We start from the raw sequence: 15,355 nt of genomic DNA on the forward strand, positions 1-15,355 counted from the left end.
TGGCAGCGCGATGAAGTATCTGAACAAATATTGACAGAAATTTCCAATCATGAAAACAATTTTCCAAACAGGGTGAAAAATGCAGCTTAGCGAATCGGACGTGGTCGAGAAGGTGAATGAGGATGGCCGTGGGCCTGTCCTTTTGCTGTGTGAACATGCCTCAAACCATGTGCCGGGCGAGCTCGGGTCACTGGGTCTGGATGACGCGGCCCTCTGCAGCCACATCGCCTGGGATCCCGGCGCGCGCGCGGTGTCCCTGGCGCTCTCGGCGGCCCTCGATGCGCCCCTTGTGGCAAGCCGCATCTCGCGCCTTGTATATGATTGCAACCGTCCGCCCGAGGCGCCGGGCGCGATGCCCGAACGCTCCGAGACGACGGACGTGCCTGGCAATCGCGGGCTGAGTGCCGCGGATCGCGCCGCCCGGACCGAAGCGGTCTATGTTCCTTTCTGCACGGCCGTGACAGATGTGATCACCCGGCGCAAAGCGGCGGGGCTTGCGACGGTTCTTGTGACAATCCACAGCTTTACGCCGGTTTACTTCGGCCAGCCGCGCGCGGTTGAAATCGGGATCCTGCACGACACGGACAGCGCCATCGCCGATCACATGCTGGCCGAGGCACATGCCCTGCCGCACCGCACCATTGACCGTAACTCACCATATGGCCCGGAAGATGGCGTGACCCATTCGCTCAAGCTGCATGGCATTGCCCACGGCCTGCCCAATGTGATGCTGGAGTTGCGCAACGATCTTATCGCCGATGCCGCCGGGCAGGCAAAACTGACCGAGGAAGTGCTGACCCTGCTGCGGCCTGCTCTGGCCAAGATTGTCGGGGATGTGCATCGCCATGCCTAAAGTGATCCACGCCTATATCCGCGCCATCGACGCGATGAACCGCTTTATCGGGCGCATTGCGATGTATCTCATTTTCGTGCTGGTGGGCGTTTTGCTCTGGTCCTCGATTTCCAAGACCTTGCTTACCCCTGCCCATTGGACGCTGGAAACCGCACAATTCGTGATGGTGGCCTATTACGTGCTTGGCGGCCCCTACTCGATCCAGATGGGCTCCAATGTGCGGATGGACCTTTTCTATGGCAATTGGAGCCTGCGTCAGAAGGCCTGGGTGGACGGATTTACGGTGTTCTTCCTGATCTTCTATCTCGGCGTTCTGCTCTATGGCGCGATCAGTTCAACAGCCTATTCCCTGGGGTATTTCGGCACAGAGCCCTTCTCCTTTTTTGCCGATCTCACTTGGACTTTCCTCACCGGGGGACCGGATGCCGCGCAGGAAAAGCTCGGGTTTCTGGAGCGCAGTTCGACCGCCTGGCGGCCCTATCTCTGGCCTGTGAAGATCATCCTTTGCCTGGGTGTTTTCCTGATGCTGCTGCAATGCCTTGCGGAGTTCTTCCGCGACATCGGCCGGATCAAGGGTGAGGCGCTCTGATGTCTTATGAGATGATCGCCCTGCTGATGTTCGCCTCCATGATGCTGATGCTCATGACCGGGCAGCGCGTCTTTGGTGCCATCGGCTTTGTCGGGGCCGCCGCAGGGATGATGCTCTGGGGTACGGGCGGCTCCGAGATCCCCTTCTCTGCCGCGATGAAGCTGATGAAGTGGTATCCGCTCCTGACCCTGCCGATGTTCATTTTCATGGGCTACGTGCTCAGCGAAAGCCGCATCGCCGATGATCTTTACAAGATGTTTCATGTCTGGATGGGACCGGTCAAAGGCGGGCTGGCCATCGGTACGATTGGCCTCATGGTGCTGATCTCGGCGATGAACGGGCTCAGCGTGGCGGGCATGGCCATTGGCGCCACGATCGCCCTGCCCGAACTGCTGCGGCGCGGCTATGACAAGATCATGGTGACGGGTGTGATCCAGGCGGGCTCGTCGCTGGGTATTCTCGTGCCGCCTTCGGTCGTCCTGGTGCTTTATGCGATGATCGCGCGGCAGCCGGTGGGACAGCTATGGCTTGCGGGGGTGTTGCCGGGGCTGATGATGGCCACGATGTTCATCATCTACATCTATGTGCGGTGCCGGTTGCAGCCGCACCTTGGCCCGCCCCTGCCGGAAGAAGAGCGCAATGTCAGCATGGCTGAAAAGCTGCGCCTGCTGCGCGCGGGGCTTCTGCCTCTGTTGATTTTCGCCGCGATGATGGTGCCGTTCGTGAAGGGCTGGACCAGCCTGGTGGAAAGCTCGGCCATCGGGGCGATGACGGCGTTTCTCGCCGCCATCCTCAAGGGCCGCATGACGCGGCAAGTGTTCGAGACCTCGGTCCGCCAGACGCTGGGCATTTCCTGCATGTTCATGTGGATCATCCTTGCCGCGCTTGGCTTCGGGGCGATTTTCGACGGGCTGGGCGCGGTCAAGGCCATTGAGAACCTGTTTACCGAGCAGTTGCATCTGAGCCCCTGGGTGATCCTGATCCTGATGCAGCTCAGCTTCATCGTGATGGGCACGTTCCTCGATGACACCGCCATGCTTGTCATCGTGGCACCGCTCTATGTCCCGCTTGTGGGCGCGCTTGGCTTCGATCTTATCTGGTATGGTGTGCTTTACACAATCACCACGCAGATCGCCTACATGACACCGCCTTTCGGCTATAACCTGTTCCTGATGCGGGCCATGGCCCCGCCTGAAATCGGATTACGTGATATCTATGTCTCGATCATCCCGTTCGTTGCGGTGATGGTGGTGGCGCTCAGTCTGGTGATGATCTTCCCGCAGATCGCGCTTTGGCTGCCTGACTATGTCTACGGAAAATAACCCAGAAGAGCCTCGTCCGGGGGCCATATTTCACAAGGAGAAAACACATGACCACAAGACGTAAGTTTTTGAAAACCGCCGGGATGGGCGCTGTTGCCGCACCTTTGGCCACGCCCGCGCTCGCGCAGTCGACAATCACCTGGCGGATGCAGACCTATGCCGGGCCCGCGCTCGCCGAGCATGTGGTGAAACCCGCGATCGACATGTTCAACAAGATTGCCGGCGACCGGATGCAGATCGAGCTGTTCTTTGCCGATCAGCTGGTGCCCACGGGCGAGTTGTTCCGAGCCATGCAGCGCGGCACGATCGACGCGGTGCAATCGGATGACGATTCGATGGCCTCGCCCACCGAAGTGACGGTGTTTGGCGGCTATTTTCCGTTCGCGTCGCGCTACTCACTCGATGTGCCGGTGCTGTTCAACCAGTACGGTCTGAACGAGATCTGGGACGCGGAGTATTCCAAGGTCGGCGTCAAGCATATCAGCGCAGGCGCCTGGGACCCCTGCCATTTCGCCACCAAGGATCCGATCAACAGTCTGGAAGACCTGAAAGGCAAGCGCGTCTTCACCTTCCCGACCGCGGGCCGGTTCCTCAGCCAGTTCGGTGTCGTGCCTGTCACCCTGCCCTGGGAGGATATCGAGGTCGCCGTGCAGACCGGCGAACTTGATGGCATCGCCTGGTCGGGCATCACCGAGGATTACACCGTTGGCTGGGCCGATGTGACCGACTACTTCCTGACCAACAACATCTCGGGCGCCTGGGCCGGATCGTTCTTTGCCAATATGGACCGCTGGAACGAACTGCCCGAAGACCTGCAGACATTGTTCCGGGTCTGCTGTGATCAGTCGCATTACTACCGTCAGTGGTGGTATTGGGGCGGCGAAGCCAGCCTGCGCGTGAATGGCACGAAGATGAAGCTGACCTCGATCCCCGATGAAGAATGGGCACAGGTCGAAGCCGCCGCGCGCGTCTTCTGGGACGAGATTGCAGCCGAGTCCGAGACCAAGGCGAAGGTCGTGGAAATCTTCAAGCAATACAACGAAGACATGGAAAAGGCGGGGCGGCCCTACCGCTATACCTGATCCATAAATGTCCCCCGGTCTTGCCGGGCCGGGGGACAATTTTTTGAGAAAAAATTGGCAAAATTCTTACGAAGAATTTTGGCCCCGATGGAAACGGATCGAGACAATGACCCTGAGCTTCGACGCACTGAAAGAGAAAACCAACTCCGGTGAGATCGACACCGTGCTGGCCTGCTTTGTGGATATGCAAGGCCGCCTGATGGGCAAGCGCTTTGTCGCCGCGCATTTCATCGACGGGGCCTATGAAGAAACCCATTGCTGCAATTATCTGCTGGCCACCGATCTGAAGATGGCCACGCCCGATGGCTATGCTTCCACCTCCTGGGAGCGCGGCTATGGCGACTACATCATGAAACCCGACCTCTCCACCCTGCGCGTGACACCCTGGCTGGAGGGCACGGCGATGGTGCTGTGCGACATTCTCGATCACCACACGCATGAAGACGTGCCCCATTCCCCCCGCGCGATCCTGAAACGCCAGATCAAGCGGCTGGAGGCGATGGGCTATGAGGCGATGATGGCGACCGAGCTGGAATTTTTCCTCTTCGCCAAAAGCTTTGACCAGATCCGCGCCGAGAAGTACCGCGATCTGCAACCGATCTCCGGCGTGAACGAGGATTACCACATCCTGCAGACCAGCCGCGAAGAGCATGTCATGCGCCCGATCCGCAACCATCTTTGGAATGCGGGCATTCCGATCGAGAATTCCAAGGGCGAAGCTGAAACCGGCCAGGAAGAGCTCAATATCAAATACGCCGCGGCCATGGCCACGGCGGACCACCACAGCATTGCCAAACATGCGATCAAGGAAATTGCCGATCAGATGGGGCATGCGGCATCGTTCCTGCCGAAATGGCACCATGAGAAGGTGGGCAGTTCGTCCCATGTGCACCAGTCGCTCTGGAAAGACGGCAACCCGGCCTTTTACGACGCGAATGACAGCCTGGGCATGTCCGCACTGATGAAAAGCTACATGGCGGGCCTGCTGAAATACGCACCGGATTTCACCTATTTCCTGGCCCCCTATATCAACAGCTACAAGCGGTTCCAGAAAGGCAGCTTCGCGCCCACGCGCACGATCTGGTCGGTGGACAACCGCACCGCGGGCTTCCGGCTTTGCGGGGACGGCACCAAGGCGGTGCGCGTGGAGTGCCGCATCGGTGGGTCGGACATCAACCCCTACCTTGCCATGGCCGCCCAGCTGGCCGCCGGGATCGCCGGAATCGAGGAGAAATTGGAGCTTTCTCCGCCGTTTTCGGGCGATGCCTACGCAGGCGAGACGGGTATGATTCCGCAAAATCTGCGCGATGCACGCGAGACTTTGATCAGTTCGGCCATGCTGCGCGCAGCGATGGGTGATGAGGTGATCGACCACTATGCTCGTGCCGCGGAAGTGGAGATCGAGGAGTTCGACCGCGTCGTGACCGACTATGAGATCGCGCGCGGGTTCGAGCTGGCGTAAAAGACTATCTTGCCTCCGGCGGGGCTATTTTGACCAAGAAGAAGGACGACAGGGCGATGGCTCAGGTGTTGAAATGCATTTCTCCGATTGACGGCTCGGTCTTTGCCGAGCGCGAGGTGCTGAGCCGGGACGCGGCGCAGGCCGTGGCCGACAAGGCGCGGGCAGCACAGGTCGGCTGGGCCGCGCGGCCGCTGGCAGAGCGGATCGAGCTCGTGCTTGCCGGAGTGGCCGCCGTGGGTGCGATGAATGACGAGGTGGTGCCCGAGCTCGCACATATGATGGGGCGTCCCATCCGTTATGGCGGAGAGTTTGGCGGCTTCGAGGAGCGCGCCACCCATATGGCGAAGATCGCTGAGGACGCGCTGGCGGATATCGCCGTGGGCGAGGATGCGACCTTCAAACGATATATCAAACGCGTTCCGCACGGGGTGGTGTTTGTCGTGGCGCCCTGGAACTACCCTTACATGACCGCGATCAACACAGTGGCCCCGGCGCTGATCGCCGGGAACACGGTGGTTCTGAAACACGCCACGCAGACGCTTCTGGTCGGGGAGCGCATGGCGCGCGCTTTCCATTCTGCTGGCGTGCCGGAAGAGGTGTTTCAGAACGTGTTCCTGGATCATGACACCACGTCGGCCCTGATCGCGGGACGCGCCTTTGACTTTGTCAATTTCACCGGCTCGGTGGGGGGCGGCCAGGCGATGGAGCGCGCGGCGGCAGGCACGTTCACCGGCCTTGGGCTGGAGCTTGGCGGCAAGGATCCGGGCTATGTGATGGAGGATGCCGATCTCGACGCGGCCGTGGACACTCTGATTGACGGGGCGATGTTCAATTCCGGGCAATGCTGCTGCGGCATCGAGCGGATTTACGTTGCCGAGAGCCTTTTCGACAGCTTTGTGGAGAAAGCCGTGGCGATCGTGAAGGGCTACAAGCTGGGCAATCCGCTGAACCCCGAGACCACACTGGGCCCGATGGCCAATGTGCGCTTTGCCGATGAGGTGCGCGCGCAGGTGAGCGAAGCGCTGGCCGATGGGGCGACGGCGCATATCGAGACCTTTGCCGAGGATGATGGCGGCGCTTATCTCAGCCCGCAAATTCTGACCAATGTGACCCATGACATGCGGGTGATGCGCGACGAAAGCTTTGGCCCTGTCGTGGGCATCATGCCGGTCAAGGATGACGACGAAGCCGTGGCGCTGATGAATGACAGCCAGTTCGGCCTGACCGCGAGCCTCTGGACGCGCGACCTTGACCGTGCCGCTGCCGTGGGCGACCGGATCGAAACCGGCACCGTGTTCATGAACCGGGCCGATTACCTTGACCCGGGCCTGTGCTGGACCGGATGCAAGGATACCGGACGCGGCGGCGGGCTCTCGGTTATCGGTTATCACAATCTTACACGTCCCAAATCCTACCATATGAAAAAGGTGACATCATGAGCCTGACAGGAAACTGGTCCTACCCGACCGCCATCAAATTCGGCGCAGGGCGCATTGCCGAACTGCCCGCCGCCTGTGCGCAGGCGGGCATCACCCGGCCCTTGCTGGTCACCGACAAGGGGCTCGCCGACTTGCCGGTGACCCAGGGCACGCTCGACATTCTCGACGCCGCGGGCTTTGGCCGCGCGATGTTCGCAGAGGTCGACCCGAACCCGAACGAACAAAACCTCGACGCGGGGATACGCGCCTACAAGGAAGGCGGACATGACGGGGTGATCGCCTTTGGTGGCGGCTCGGGGCTCGATCTGGGCAAGATGGTGGCCTTCATGGCCGGGCAAACGCGGCCCGTCTGGGATTTTGAGGATATCGGCGATTGGTGGACACGCGCGGATGCCGATGCGATTGCCCCGATCATTGCCGTGCCCACAACGGCGGGCACAGGTTCGGAAGTGGGGCGCGCGAGCGTGATCACCGACAGTGTGAGCCATGTGAAGAAGATCATCTTTCACCCCAAGGTGCTGCCCACCGTGGTGATTTGTGACCCGGAACTGACCGTTGGCATGCCCAAGTTCATCACGGCGGGGACGGGGCTTGATGCCTTTGCCCATTGTGTCGAGGCCTATTCCAGCCCGCATTACCACCCGATGAGCCAGGGGATCGCCCTGGAGGGTATGCGGCTCGTGGTCGAGAACCTGCCCCGTGCTTACAAGGACGGCACCGATATCGAAGCGCGGGCCAACATGATGTCCGCCGCCGCAATGGGCGCAACCGCCTTTCAGAAGGGTCTTGGCGCCATTCATGCCATGAGCCATCCGATCGGCGCGCATTTCAACACCCATCACGGCACCACGAACGCGGTCTGCATGCCGGCCGTTCTGGCCTTTAATGCGCCCGCCATCGCCGACCGGTTCGATCAGGCGGCGTCCTATATCGGCGTGAAGGGCGGGTTTGACGGGTTCCGTAAGTTTGTCGACGAGTTCAACGACTCCCTTGGCATCCCGAAACGGCTCAGCGATCTCGGGGTGACAGAGGACAGCATTCCCGACCTGGTGAAAGGCGCCATCATCGACCCGAGCTGTGGCGGCAATCCGATTGCGCTCACAGAAGAAAATCTGGACGGGCTGTTCAGGGCCGCGCTCTGAACCGGGTGCGTGATATCACGCACCCTACATCCGTCTCAGACCGGAAGGCGTAGCCCCGTAGTAGCGCTTCATCGCGCGGCTGAGTGCTGCGGGGCTTTCATACCCGTTGCGCAGCGCGATCTCGGCGATGCTGAGCGTACTGCCTTCCAGCATCTTGCGCGCCGAGGCAAGTCGCAAGTGGCGATAGACCGTGCCGGGCGGCGCACCAAGGCGGCTGCGATAGCGCCGGTCGAGCGTGCGCGGCTGGCACGAGAGGCGCCGTGAGAGATCATGGAGGCTGAGCGGGCGTTCCAGGTTCTCGCGCATCAAGGCGAGCGCCCGCCGCACCAGCGGATCCAGCACGGCGCCACGCTCCTGCGGGCTGTCCACCGGCGGATCGCCACGCATGAACAGCGCCTCGACATCAAGCCGCGTGGCCAGCCCTGCATGATCGGCAATCAGGTCGAGCGTCAGATCAAGCGCGGACATCGCCCCGGCGCAGGTCATCACACGGCCATCGCGCACGACCCGGACGCGCTCGGCCTCGACCTCCAGAAACCGTTCGGTGAAGCTGTCCAGCAGGTCCCAATGCACCGTGGCGCGCCGGCCATTGAGCAACCCGGCGGAGGCAAGAAGCCACGGCCCGGCATCCATTCCGACCGTTACACGCGCCTTGCCCGTAGCCTGGCGCAGGGCGCGGCGGGTTTGCGGCGTGTCATGCACGTCATGCGCATAGCTTGCCAGAACAAAGAGATAATCGCAGGAACTCAGGCCGCCCAGCCGTGCATGGGGAACCACCTGCATGGCGCTGGAGGACAGCACGGGCGCACCGGTCTGGGTGAGGATATCCCATTCAAAGACACGCGCACGATTGAGCGTATTGGCGGCGCGCAAAGGCTCCAGGCAATTGGCCAGACACAGGTTGGAAAACTGATCGAAGATCAGGATGGCGATGCGCACGGGCGCGGTGGTCTCTTTTGTCCATTCCGGCATAATAATTGTCACTTACAGCAAACTCACGACTCATAGCAGAGCGCTACGCTCTGGCAAACCACATTCCGGAGGATCGTTATGCCGCTTGAAATGAATCGCGAGGTTTTCATCACCTGTGCCGTGACCGGCGGAGGCGGCACGCAGGACCGCAGCCCGCATGTGCCGCGCTCGCCCAAGCAGATCGCCGAGAGCGCGATTGCCGCGGCCAAGGCCGGGGCGGCGGTGGTGCATTGCCATGTGCGCGACCCGGAAACGGGCGCACCGGCGCGTGATCCGAAGCTTTACCGCGAACTCACCGATCGCATTCGCGACGCCGAAACCGACGTGGTTCTGAACCTGACCGCCGGCATGGGAGGCGATGTGATCTTCGGCTCACCGGAATCCCCCCTGCCGCTCTCGAACAGCACCGACATGGTCGGGGCCACCGAACGTGTGGCGCATGTGGCCGAATGCCTGCCCGAGATCTGCACGCTCGATTGCGGCACGATGAACTTCGCCGAGGCCGACTATGTGATGACCAACACGCCCGGCATGCTGACCGCCATGGGCCAGATGATGACCGATCTCGACGTGAAACCCGAGATCGAAGCCTTCGATACCGGCCATCTGTGGTACGCTAAGGAGCTGGTGAAAAACGGCGTGCTCAAAAGCCCCGCCCTGGTGCAGCTGTGCATGGGTGTGCCCTGGGGCGCGCCCGATGACCTCAACACCTTCATGGCCATGGTCAACAACGTGCCGGACGACTGGACCTTTTCCGCCTTCGGGCTGGGCCGTCACCAGATGCCCTATGTGGCCGCTGCCGTTCTGGCCGGGGGTAACGTGCGCGTCGGGCTGGAAGACAACCTGATGCTCGACCGGGGCGTGCTGGCCGAGAACTGGCAATTGGTGGAACGCGCGGGCACGATCATCGAAAACCTCGGTGCACGTGTCATCGGCCCCGAGGAAGTCCGCGCCAAGCTTGGCCTGACGAAACGCGCGCCGGTGTCATGATCCGCACCGGAGCCGTCCTGTTCGCCGTGATGACCCTGGCCGCATGCCAGCCTGAACCGTTCGGGCGCAGCACGATCGAGCTGCGCGACGACCGGCGGCAATGCGAGGCTGAGGGCGGGCGGTTCGAGAGAGGCGGCCTCACCGGTGCGCTGATGTGTTTCCAAGAGACCCCTGATGCCGGGGCGGCCTGCACCAAAGGGACCGATTGCAGCGGTCTGTGCCTTGCAAATGCAGACGGCCCCGGCGGGGCGTGTTCCTCGGTCAGGCCGCTCTTTGGATGCCATGAGATGTTTGACGAACGCGGAGAGAAGGTAGTGATATGCATAGACTGACATGCCTCACGGCCATGATCTGCCTCCCGGCGCTGGCCCAGGCTGCCCCCTGGCACGGCATCTGGAGCGCCGAGCCCGACTGGTGCGTCAACGCCGAGCGGATCGGCAGTGTGACCCCTGCCCCGATCCTGCTGAGCGCGTCCGAAATGCTGGGCTATGAAAACAGTTGCGATATCACCGCCGTGGACGAGGTCGACGGGCTGAGCGCCTGGCAAATCGACATAACCTGCCAATCCGAAGGCGATCTCTATGAAGAGCGCCGCCTGATCATGGTGGATGGCGACCGTATGTGGATGTGGTTCGGCGCGGACGAGCCGCTGCTCTTTACCCGGTGCCCCGCATGAGCCGCCGGGTGCTGATCACCGGGGCGGGCTCGGGCATCGGGTTGACCCTTGCGCGCCGCTTTGCGGCCGAAGGCGATCGCGTTGCCCTGTGCGATGCCCGCGCCGACGCGATTGCGAAGGTGCAAGCCGAGCACCCGGATTTCCTTGCACGCCAGGCGGATGTGATCGACGAGGCGCAAATGGACGCGTTTCTGTCCGAGGTCGAGACCGAGTGGGGCGGCGTCGATGTCGTCTGTGCCAATGCAGGTACGGGCGGGCCCGCGGGCCGGATCGAGGATATGACCTATGACGACTGGAAAGACTGCGTCGCGGTCAACCTCTTCGGCACGTTCCTGACCTGCCGCTGGGCCGCACGCCTGATGCGCGCACAAGGTCATGGGCTGATCATTCTGACCACCTCCACCGCGGGCCTGTTCGGCTACCCGCTGCGCTCGCCCTATGCCACGGCCAAATGGGGCCTGGTGGGCCTGACCAAGACCTTAGCCGGTGAACTGGGATCGGCGGGCGTGCGCGTGAATGCCATTGCGCCGGGGGCCGTGGAAGGCGACCGGATGGAGCGGGTGCTGGCCAATGAAAGCGCCGCTTCGGGGCGGCCCATCGAGGAGCTGCGCCAGACCTATGTGAAGGGCGTCAGCCTCAAAACCTGGGTCAGCGCCGACGATCTGGCGGATATGGCGCTGTTTTTAGCCTCCTCCGCCGCATCCAAGATCTCGGGTCAGATCATGGCCGTCGACGGCCACACCGAAAGCCTGGTGCCATGAGCCTGCGTCCGGCTGCCGCCGCCGGCCTTGCTGCGACGCTTCTGGCGGGCTGCCTTGCGGCACCCTCGTCCGACGACCCCAGTCTGTTGCGCAACCCGACCGTGCCGCTGTCAATCATCTCGCGCGGCGGGGCCGATGCGATGGCAGGGACATGGCAGGTGCGGGCCTCTTCACCGGGCTATGGTGACATTCAGACGCTGGACTTCGATACCAAAGGCGGCGGCCAACACTCTGTCGCGTTCCTGCAAGCGGGATGCGATGCATCCGGTGGCTGCGAGGCCGTCACCGATGGTTGGCTGGCCGAACCTCTGGCACAGAACCGCTGGCGGCTGACCTCGGAAACCGACGAGAGCGATATGGAACTCTGGGTGATCTGGATCGACGACGGCTATCGCACCGCCGCCATCGGCTCGCCCGACAGTGATCTGGCCTTCATCCTCGATCGCAAGCCCAAGGGCGGGGCAGACCGCATCACTGCGGCGCGCGAGGTGCTGGCCTTCAACGGATACAACATGGCCGCGTTCGTGACGCGCTAAGGGAGACACGTATATGACCAAGACAGCAGCAATCATCGGCGGTGGTGTGATCGGCGGCGGCTGGGCCGCACGGTTCACGCTCAACGGATGGGACGTGAAGGTCTATGACCCCGACCCGGAAGCGGAACGCAAGATCGGCGAGGTCATGACCAATGCCCGCCGCGCCCTGCCGATGCTGGTCGATCAACCCATGCCCGAGCCAGGAAGCATGACGCTCTGTTCGACACTGGAAGAGGCCGCGACCGGGGCCGAACTGATCGTCGAGGCCGTCCCCGAGCGCGTCGAGATCAAGCATAAGGTCTATGCCCAGATCGAGGCGGTGAACACCGATGGGATCATTGCCTCCTCCACCTCCGGCATCATGCCCACCGATCTGCAATCGCAGATGGCCCATCCCGGCCGCCTGATCGTCGCGCACCCGTTCAACCCGGTCTACCTTCTGCCGCTGGTCGAGCTGGTGGCAGGCGAAAAGACCGACGCGCAGCATATCGAGGCCGCCAAGGAGATTTACAGCTCTCTCGGCATGTATCCGCTGCATTGCCGGGTCGAGATCGAGGGCTTCCTCAGCGACCGCCTTCAGGAAGCGCTCTGGCGCGAGGCGCTCTGGCTCCTGCATGACGATGTGGCCACCGCCGATGAGATCGACGCCGCCATCGCCTATGGTCCGGGCCTTCGCTGGGCCCAGATGGGCACGATGCAGACCTTCCACCTTGCCGGCGGCGAAGGCGGTATGCGCGCCATGCTGGCCATGTTCGGCCCCTGCCTCAAATGGCCCTGGACCAAGCTGATGGACGTGCCTGAGCTGACAGATGACTTCGTCAACAAGGTCGGCGGCCAGTGCGAGACGCAGGCAGGCGACCTTGGCCCGCGTGACCTTGAGCGTATTCGCGACGACAATCTCATCGGCATTATCCGCAGCCTGAAACAGAACAACTGGGGCGCCGGGGCCGTGGCCCGCGCGCATTCCAACGCCCTGCGCCCGGCGATGGACGACACTAAGCCGCTGCTCACGCAAAACCGTGTGGTGCCTGTGGACTGGACCGATATCAACGGCCACATGAACGAAGGCCGCTATGGCCAGATCTTCAGCGACGCCGCCGAAGAGGTCATGGCCCATGTCGGCGCGGATGAGGCCTATATCGAAGGGGGCCTCAGCTATTTCACCGTCGAGACAACGGTGAAGTACATCGCCGAGACCCATGCAGGCGAGCGTGTGCATGTCTACACCACCGTCACCCAGGGCGAGGGCAAGAAGCTGCGCTGTTTCCACGAAATGAAACGCGCCAGCGACGGCGAGCTGATGGCCACCTGTGATCAGTTCATGCTGCATGTCAGCCTGGAAACCCGTCGTACCTGCGACCCCGCCCCCGATGTCAAAGCCAAAGTCGAGGCGCTGGCCGCCTTGCATGCCTCGGAGTAAGCCCCATGGATTTCGCGCTCACCGAAGAACAGCAGATGATCATCGACACCACGCGCAGTTTTGTCGAGAACGAGCTTTACCCGCATGAGCTGGAGATCGAGCGCACCGGTCATCTGCCGATGGAGCTTATCAAGGAGATCCAGGCCAAGGCGATGGAGGCCGGGCTTTACGCCGCCAACATGCCCGAAGAGGTGGGCGGGGCCGGCCTCGATACGCTGACCTGGCTGATGTATGAGCGCGAGCTGGGCCGTGCCAACTACGCCCTGCACTGGACCTGCGTCGCGCGTCCCTCGAATATCCTGTTGGCAGGCACCGACGAGCAGAAGGAAAAATACCTCTTCCCCTGCATCCAGGGCGAGAAATGGGACTGCCTCGCCATGACCGAGCCGGGGGCCGGCTCTGACCTGCGCGGCATGAAGGCGACGGCGCGCGAGGATGGCGATGATTTCATCCTGAATGGCACCAAGCATTTCATCTCTCATGCCGATATCGCCGATTTCTCCATCGTTTTCATGGCCACCGGTGAAGAGGACACGCCGCGCGGCCCGAAAAAGCTGATCACCGCCTTTTTCGTCGACAAGGGCACGCCGGGCTTTAGCGTGCGCGAGGGCTATCGCAACGTGAGCCACCGAGGCTACACAAATGCCGTGCTGGAATTTGATGACTGCCGCCTGCCCAAATCGGCAGTGCTGGGCGAAGTGCATAAAGGCTTTCAGGTGGCCAATGACTGGCTTGGGGCCACGCGGCTTCAGGTCGCCGCCACCTGCCTGGGACGGGCCGAACGCGCGCTGGAACACGCCACCGCCTATGCCGCCGAGCGTCGCCAGTTCGGCCAGCAGATCGGCAAATTCCAGGGCATTTCCTTCAAGCTGGCCGATATGGCGACTGAGCTGCGCGCCGCCGAGCTGCTCACCTGGATGGGCGGCTGGAAGTTCGATCAGGGCACGGTAACCGAGACAGACATGTCCATGGCCAAGCTCAAGGCCACCGAGATGCTCGCCATGGTGGCCGATGAGGCCATTCAGATCCACGGCGGCATGGGCCTGATGGACGAGCTGCCGCTGGAACGGATCTGGCGTGACGCGCGGGTGGAACGCATCTGGGAAGGCACATCGGAGATTCAGCGCCACATCATCAGCCGCGAGATGCTGCGCCCGCTTGGAGGCTGATCCGCCCATGCCCCCACCGTTTTCCCCCAGCGCCGAAGCCCTGGCCTTTCTCGCGGACCCGGCCAACCGCAACACCTGGAGCTATGACGTCAGCGCCCTCCCGGCGGAACGTGCCGCGCGCCGGGTCGAGGGCGAGGCGATGCGCCCCGGCATCCTGGCGCGCACCGGTGTCACGCTGGACTGGCAGGACGTGGCCGGGATCGAAACATTGGTGATCACGCCGGGCGGCTGGGATGGCTCTGCGCAGGCGCTCTATCTCTTCGGCGGGGCGTTCATCATGGGCGGGCCGATCGAGGATCTGATGATCAGCGCGGCCCTCGCCGCCCAGACCGGCCTTCAGGTGCTCAGCCCCGCCTATCGCCTGGCCCCCGAGGCCCCCTTTCCCGCCGGGCTTGACGATGCGCTTGCCGTTGCCCGCGCCATGCACCCCCGCGCCGTGATCGGCGAATCCGCCGGTGGCAACTTTGCGGTCTCCGTCACACGCGCACTTGTGGAGGATGGCACGCCCCCCGCCGCCCTCGCCCTGCTGTCGCCAGCGGTCGATATGTCGCCCGCGTTCGACCCTTACGATGCACCGGATGATCCCACGCTCTACCCCCCGCTGGTGGCAGACCTGCCGGGACATTACGCTCCCGGAACTGACCCGTTCGACCCGCGCCTCTCACCCCTTTATTGCAGCTTCTCCTCCGCATGGCCGCCCTGCCTGATCACGACCGGCACGCGGGACATGTTCCTCATCCAATGCGCCCGCCTTGCCCGTGCCATGCGCGAGGCCGAGGCCCCTGTCAACCTCCGTGTCTGGGACAGTCTATGGCATGTGTTCGAATACTACCCCGATATCCCCGAAGCCGCGGCCTCGCTCGCCGAAATCGCCCGCTTCCTGACAGAGGTCACGCCGTCCGAATGATGCCCCACCCTTCTTTCATTGTTCCGAAAATACTC

General features: G+C 62.5%; 16 protein-coding genes. 15 read left to right on the plus strand and 1 reads right to left on the minus strand.

What is annotated here, in order from left to right; genetic code table 11:
* Positions 1–79: 79 nt before the first annotated feature.
* The 7 genes from EI983_RS14370 to EI983_RS14400 all read left to right on the plus strand — a co-directional run bounded on the left by EI983_RS14370 (position 80) and on the right by EI983_RS14400 (position 7,889).
* Complete coding sequence (locus EI983_RS14370) at positions 80–853, plus strand: N-formylglutamate amidohydrolase (RefSeq protein ID WP_157708050.1); 774 nt, start codon at positions 80–82, stop codon at positions 851–853.
* Complete coding sequence (locus tag EI983_RS14375; RefSeq protein ID WP_157708051.1) at positions 846–1,442, plus strand: TRAP transporter small permease subunit; 597 nt, start codon at positions 846–848, stop codon at positions 1,440–1,442. Before EI983_RS14370 ends, EI983_RS14375 begins: the two co-directional genes overlap by 8 nt.
* On the plus strand, positions 1,442–2,764 hold the full coding sequence (locus EI983_RS14380) for a TRAP transporter large permease (protein WP_157708052.1): 1,323 nt from the start codon (positions 1,442–1,444) through the stop codon (positions 2,762–2,764). The genes EI983_RS14375 and EI983_RS14380 overlap by 1 nt, the downstream gene beginning before the upstream one ends.
* A 47-nt stretch (positions 2,765–2,811) precedes the next feature.
* The gene (locus EI983_RS14385) at positions 2,812–3,846 is read left to right on the plus strand and encodes a TRAP transporter substrate-binding protein (protein ID WP_157708053.1); all 1,035 of its coding nucleotides are present in this window, start codon (positions 2,812–2,814) and stop codon (positions 3,844–3,846) included.
* A 106-nt stretch (positions 3,847–3,952) separates the two neighbouring features.
* A complete protein-coding gene (locus tag EI983_RS14390) occupies positions 3,953–5,308 on the plus strand; it encodes a glutamine synthetase family protein (RefSeq protein WP_157708054.1) in 1,356 nt (451 codons plus the stop codon).
* Between the two features lie 56 nt (positions 5,309–5,364).
* On the plus strand, positions 5,365–6,747 hold the full coding sequence (locus EI983_RS14395) for an aldehyde dehydrogenase family protein (protein ID WP_157708055.1): 1,383 nt from the start codon (positions 5,365–5,367) through the stop codon (positions 6,745–6,747).
* A complete protein-coding gene (locus EI983_RS14400) occupies positions 6,744–7,889 on the plus strand; it encodes an iron-containing alcohol dehydrogenase (protein WP_157708056.1) in 1,146 nt (381 codons plus the stop codon). Before EI983_RS14395 ends, EI983_RS14400 begins: the two co-directional genes overlap by 4 nt.
* A 24-nt stretch (positions 7,890–7,913) precedes the next feature.
* Here the strand turns inward: EI983_RS14400 and EI983_RS14405 are convergent, their stop codons facing one another.
* Entirely contained in the window at positions 7,914–8,861 is a 948-nt protein-coding gene (locus tag EI983_RS14405; RefSeq protein ID WP_157708057.1) for a GlxA family transcriptional regulator, read from the minus strand.
* A 78-nt stretch (positions 8,862–8,939) separates the two neighbouring features.
* Here EI983_RS14405 and bcoG point away from each other — a divergent pair, with 78 nt between their 5' ends.
* From bcoG to EI983_RS14445, 8 genes are read left to right on the plus strand one after another with little or no spacing between them, the layout of a single operon-like run.
* Positions 8,940–9,851: a 3-dehydrocarnitine:acetyl-CoA trimethylamine transferase BcoG gene (gene bcoG, locus EI983_RS14410; protein WP_157708058.1), complete on the plus strand. Its 912-nt coding sequence runs from the start codon at positions 8,940–8,942 to the stop codon at positions 9,849–9,851.
* Entirely contained in the window at positions 9,848–10,183 is a 336-nt protein-coding gene (locus tag EI983_RS14415) for a hypothetical protein (protein WP_157708059.1), read from the plus strand. The genes bcoG and EI983_RS14415 overlap by 4 nt, the downstream gene beginning before the upstream one ends.
* Positions 10,171–10,527: a hypothetical protein gene (locus EI983_RS14420; RefSeq protein ID WP_157708060.1), complete on the plus strand. Its 357-nt coding sequence runs from the start codon at positions 10,171–10,173 to the stop codon at positions 10,525–10,527. The genes EI983_RS14415 and EI983_RS14420 overlap by 13 nt, the downstream gene beginning before the upstream one ends.
* A complete protein-coding gene (locus EI983_RS14425; protein WP_157708061.1) occupies positions 10,524–11,288 on the plus strand; it encodes an SDR family oxidoreductase in 765 nt (254 codons plus the stop codon). Before EI983_RS14420 ends, EI983_RS14425 begins: the two co-directional genes overlap by 4 nt.
* Entirely contained in the window at positions 11,285–11,824 is a 540-nt protein-coding gene (locus EI983_RS14430; RefSeq protein ID WP_246162194.1) for a lipocalin family protein, read from the plus strand. The genes EI983_RS14425 and EI983_RS14430 overlap by 4 nt, the downstream gene beginning before the upstream one ends.
* Positions 11,825–11,837: 13 nt before the next feature.
* Positions 11,838–13,244 carry a carnitine 3-dehydrogenase gene (locus tag EI983_RS14435; protein WP_157708062.1) on the plus strand — a complete coding sequence of 469 codons (1,407 nt, stop codon included), beginning with the start codon at positions 11,838–11,840 and terminating at the stop codon, positions 13,242–13,244.
* 5 nt (positions 13,245–13,249) lie between these two features.
* The gene (locus EI983_RS14440) at positions 13,250–14,413 is read left to right on the plus strand and encodes an acyl-CoA dehydrogenase family protein (protein WP_157708063.1); all 1,164 of its coding nucleotides are present in this window, start codon (positions 13,250–13,252) and stop codon (positions 14,411–14,413) included.
* A 7-nt stretch (positions 14,414–14,420) separates the two neighbouring features.
* A complete protein-coding gene (locus EI983_RS14445) occupies positions 14,421–15,320 on the plus strand; it encodes an alpha/beta hydrolase fold domain-containing protein (protein WP_157708064.1) in 900 nt (299 codons plus the stop codon).
* The last annotated feature ends 35 nt before the right edge of the window (positions 15,321–15,355 follow it).

This window comes from Roseovarius faecimaris (genome assembly GCF_009762325.1).
In the GTDB taxonomy this organism is placed as follows: Bacteria; Pseudomonadota; Alphaproteobacteria; order Rhodobacterales; family Rhodobacteraceae; genus Roseovarius; species Roseovarius faecimaris.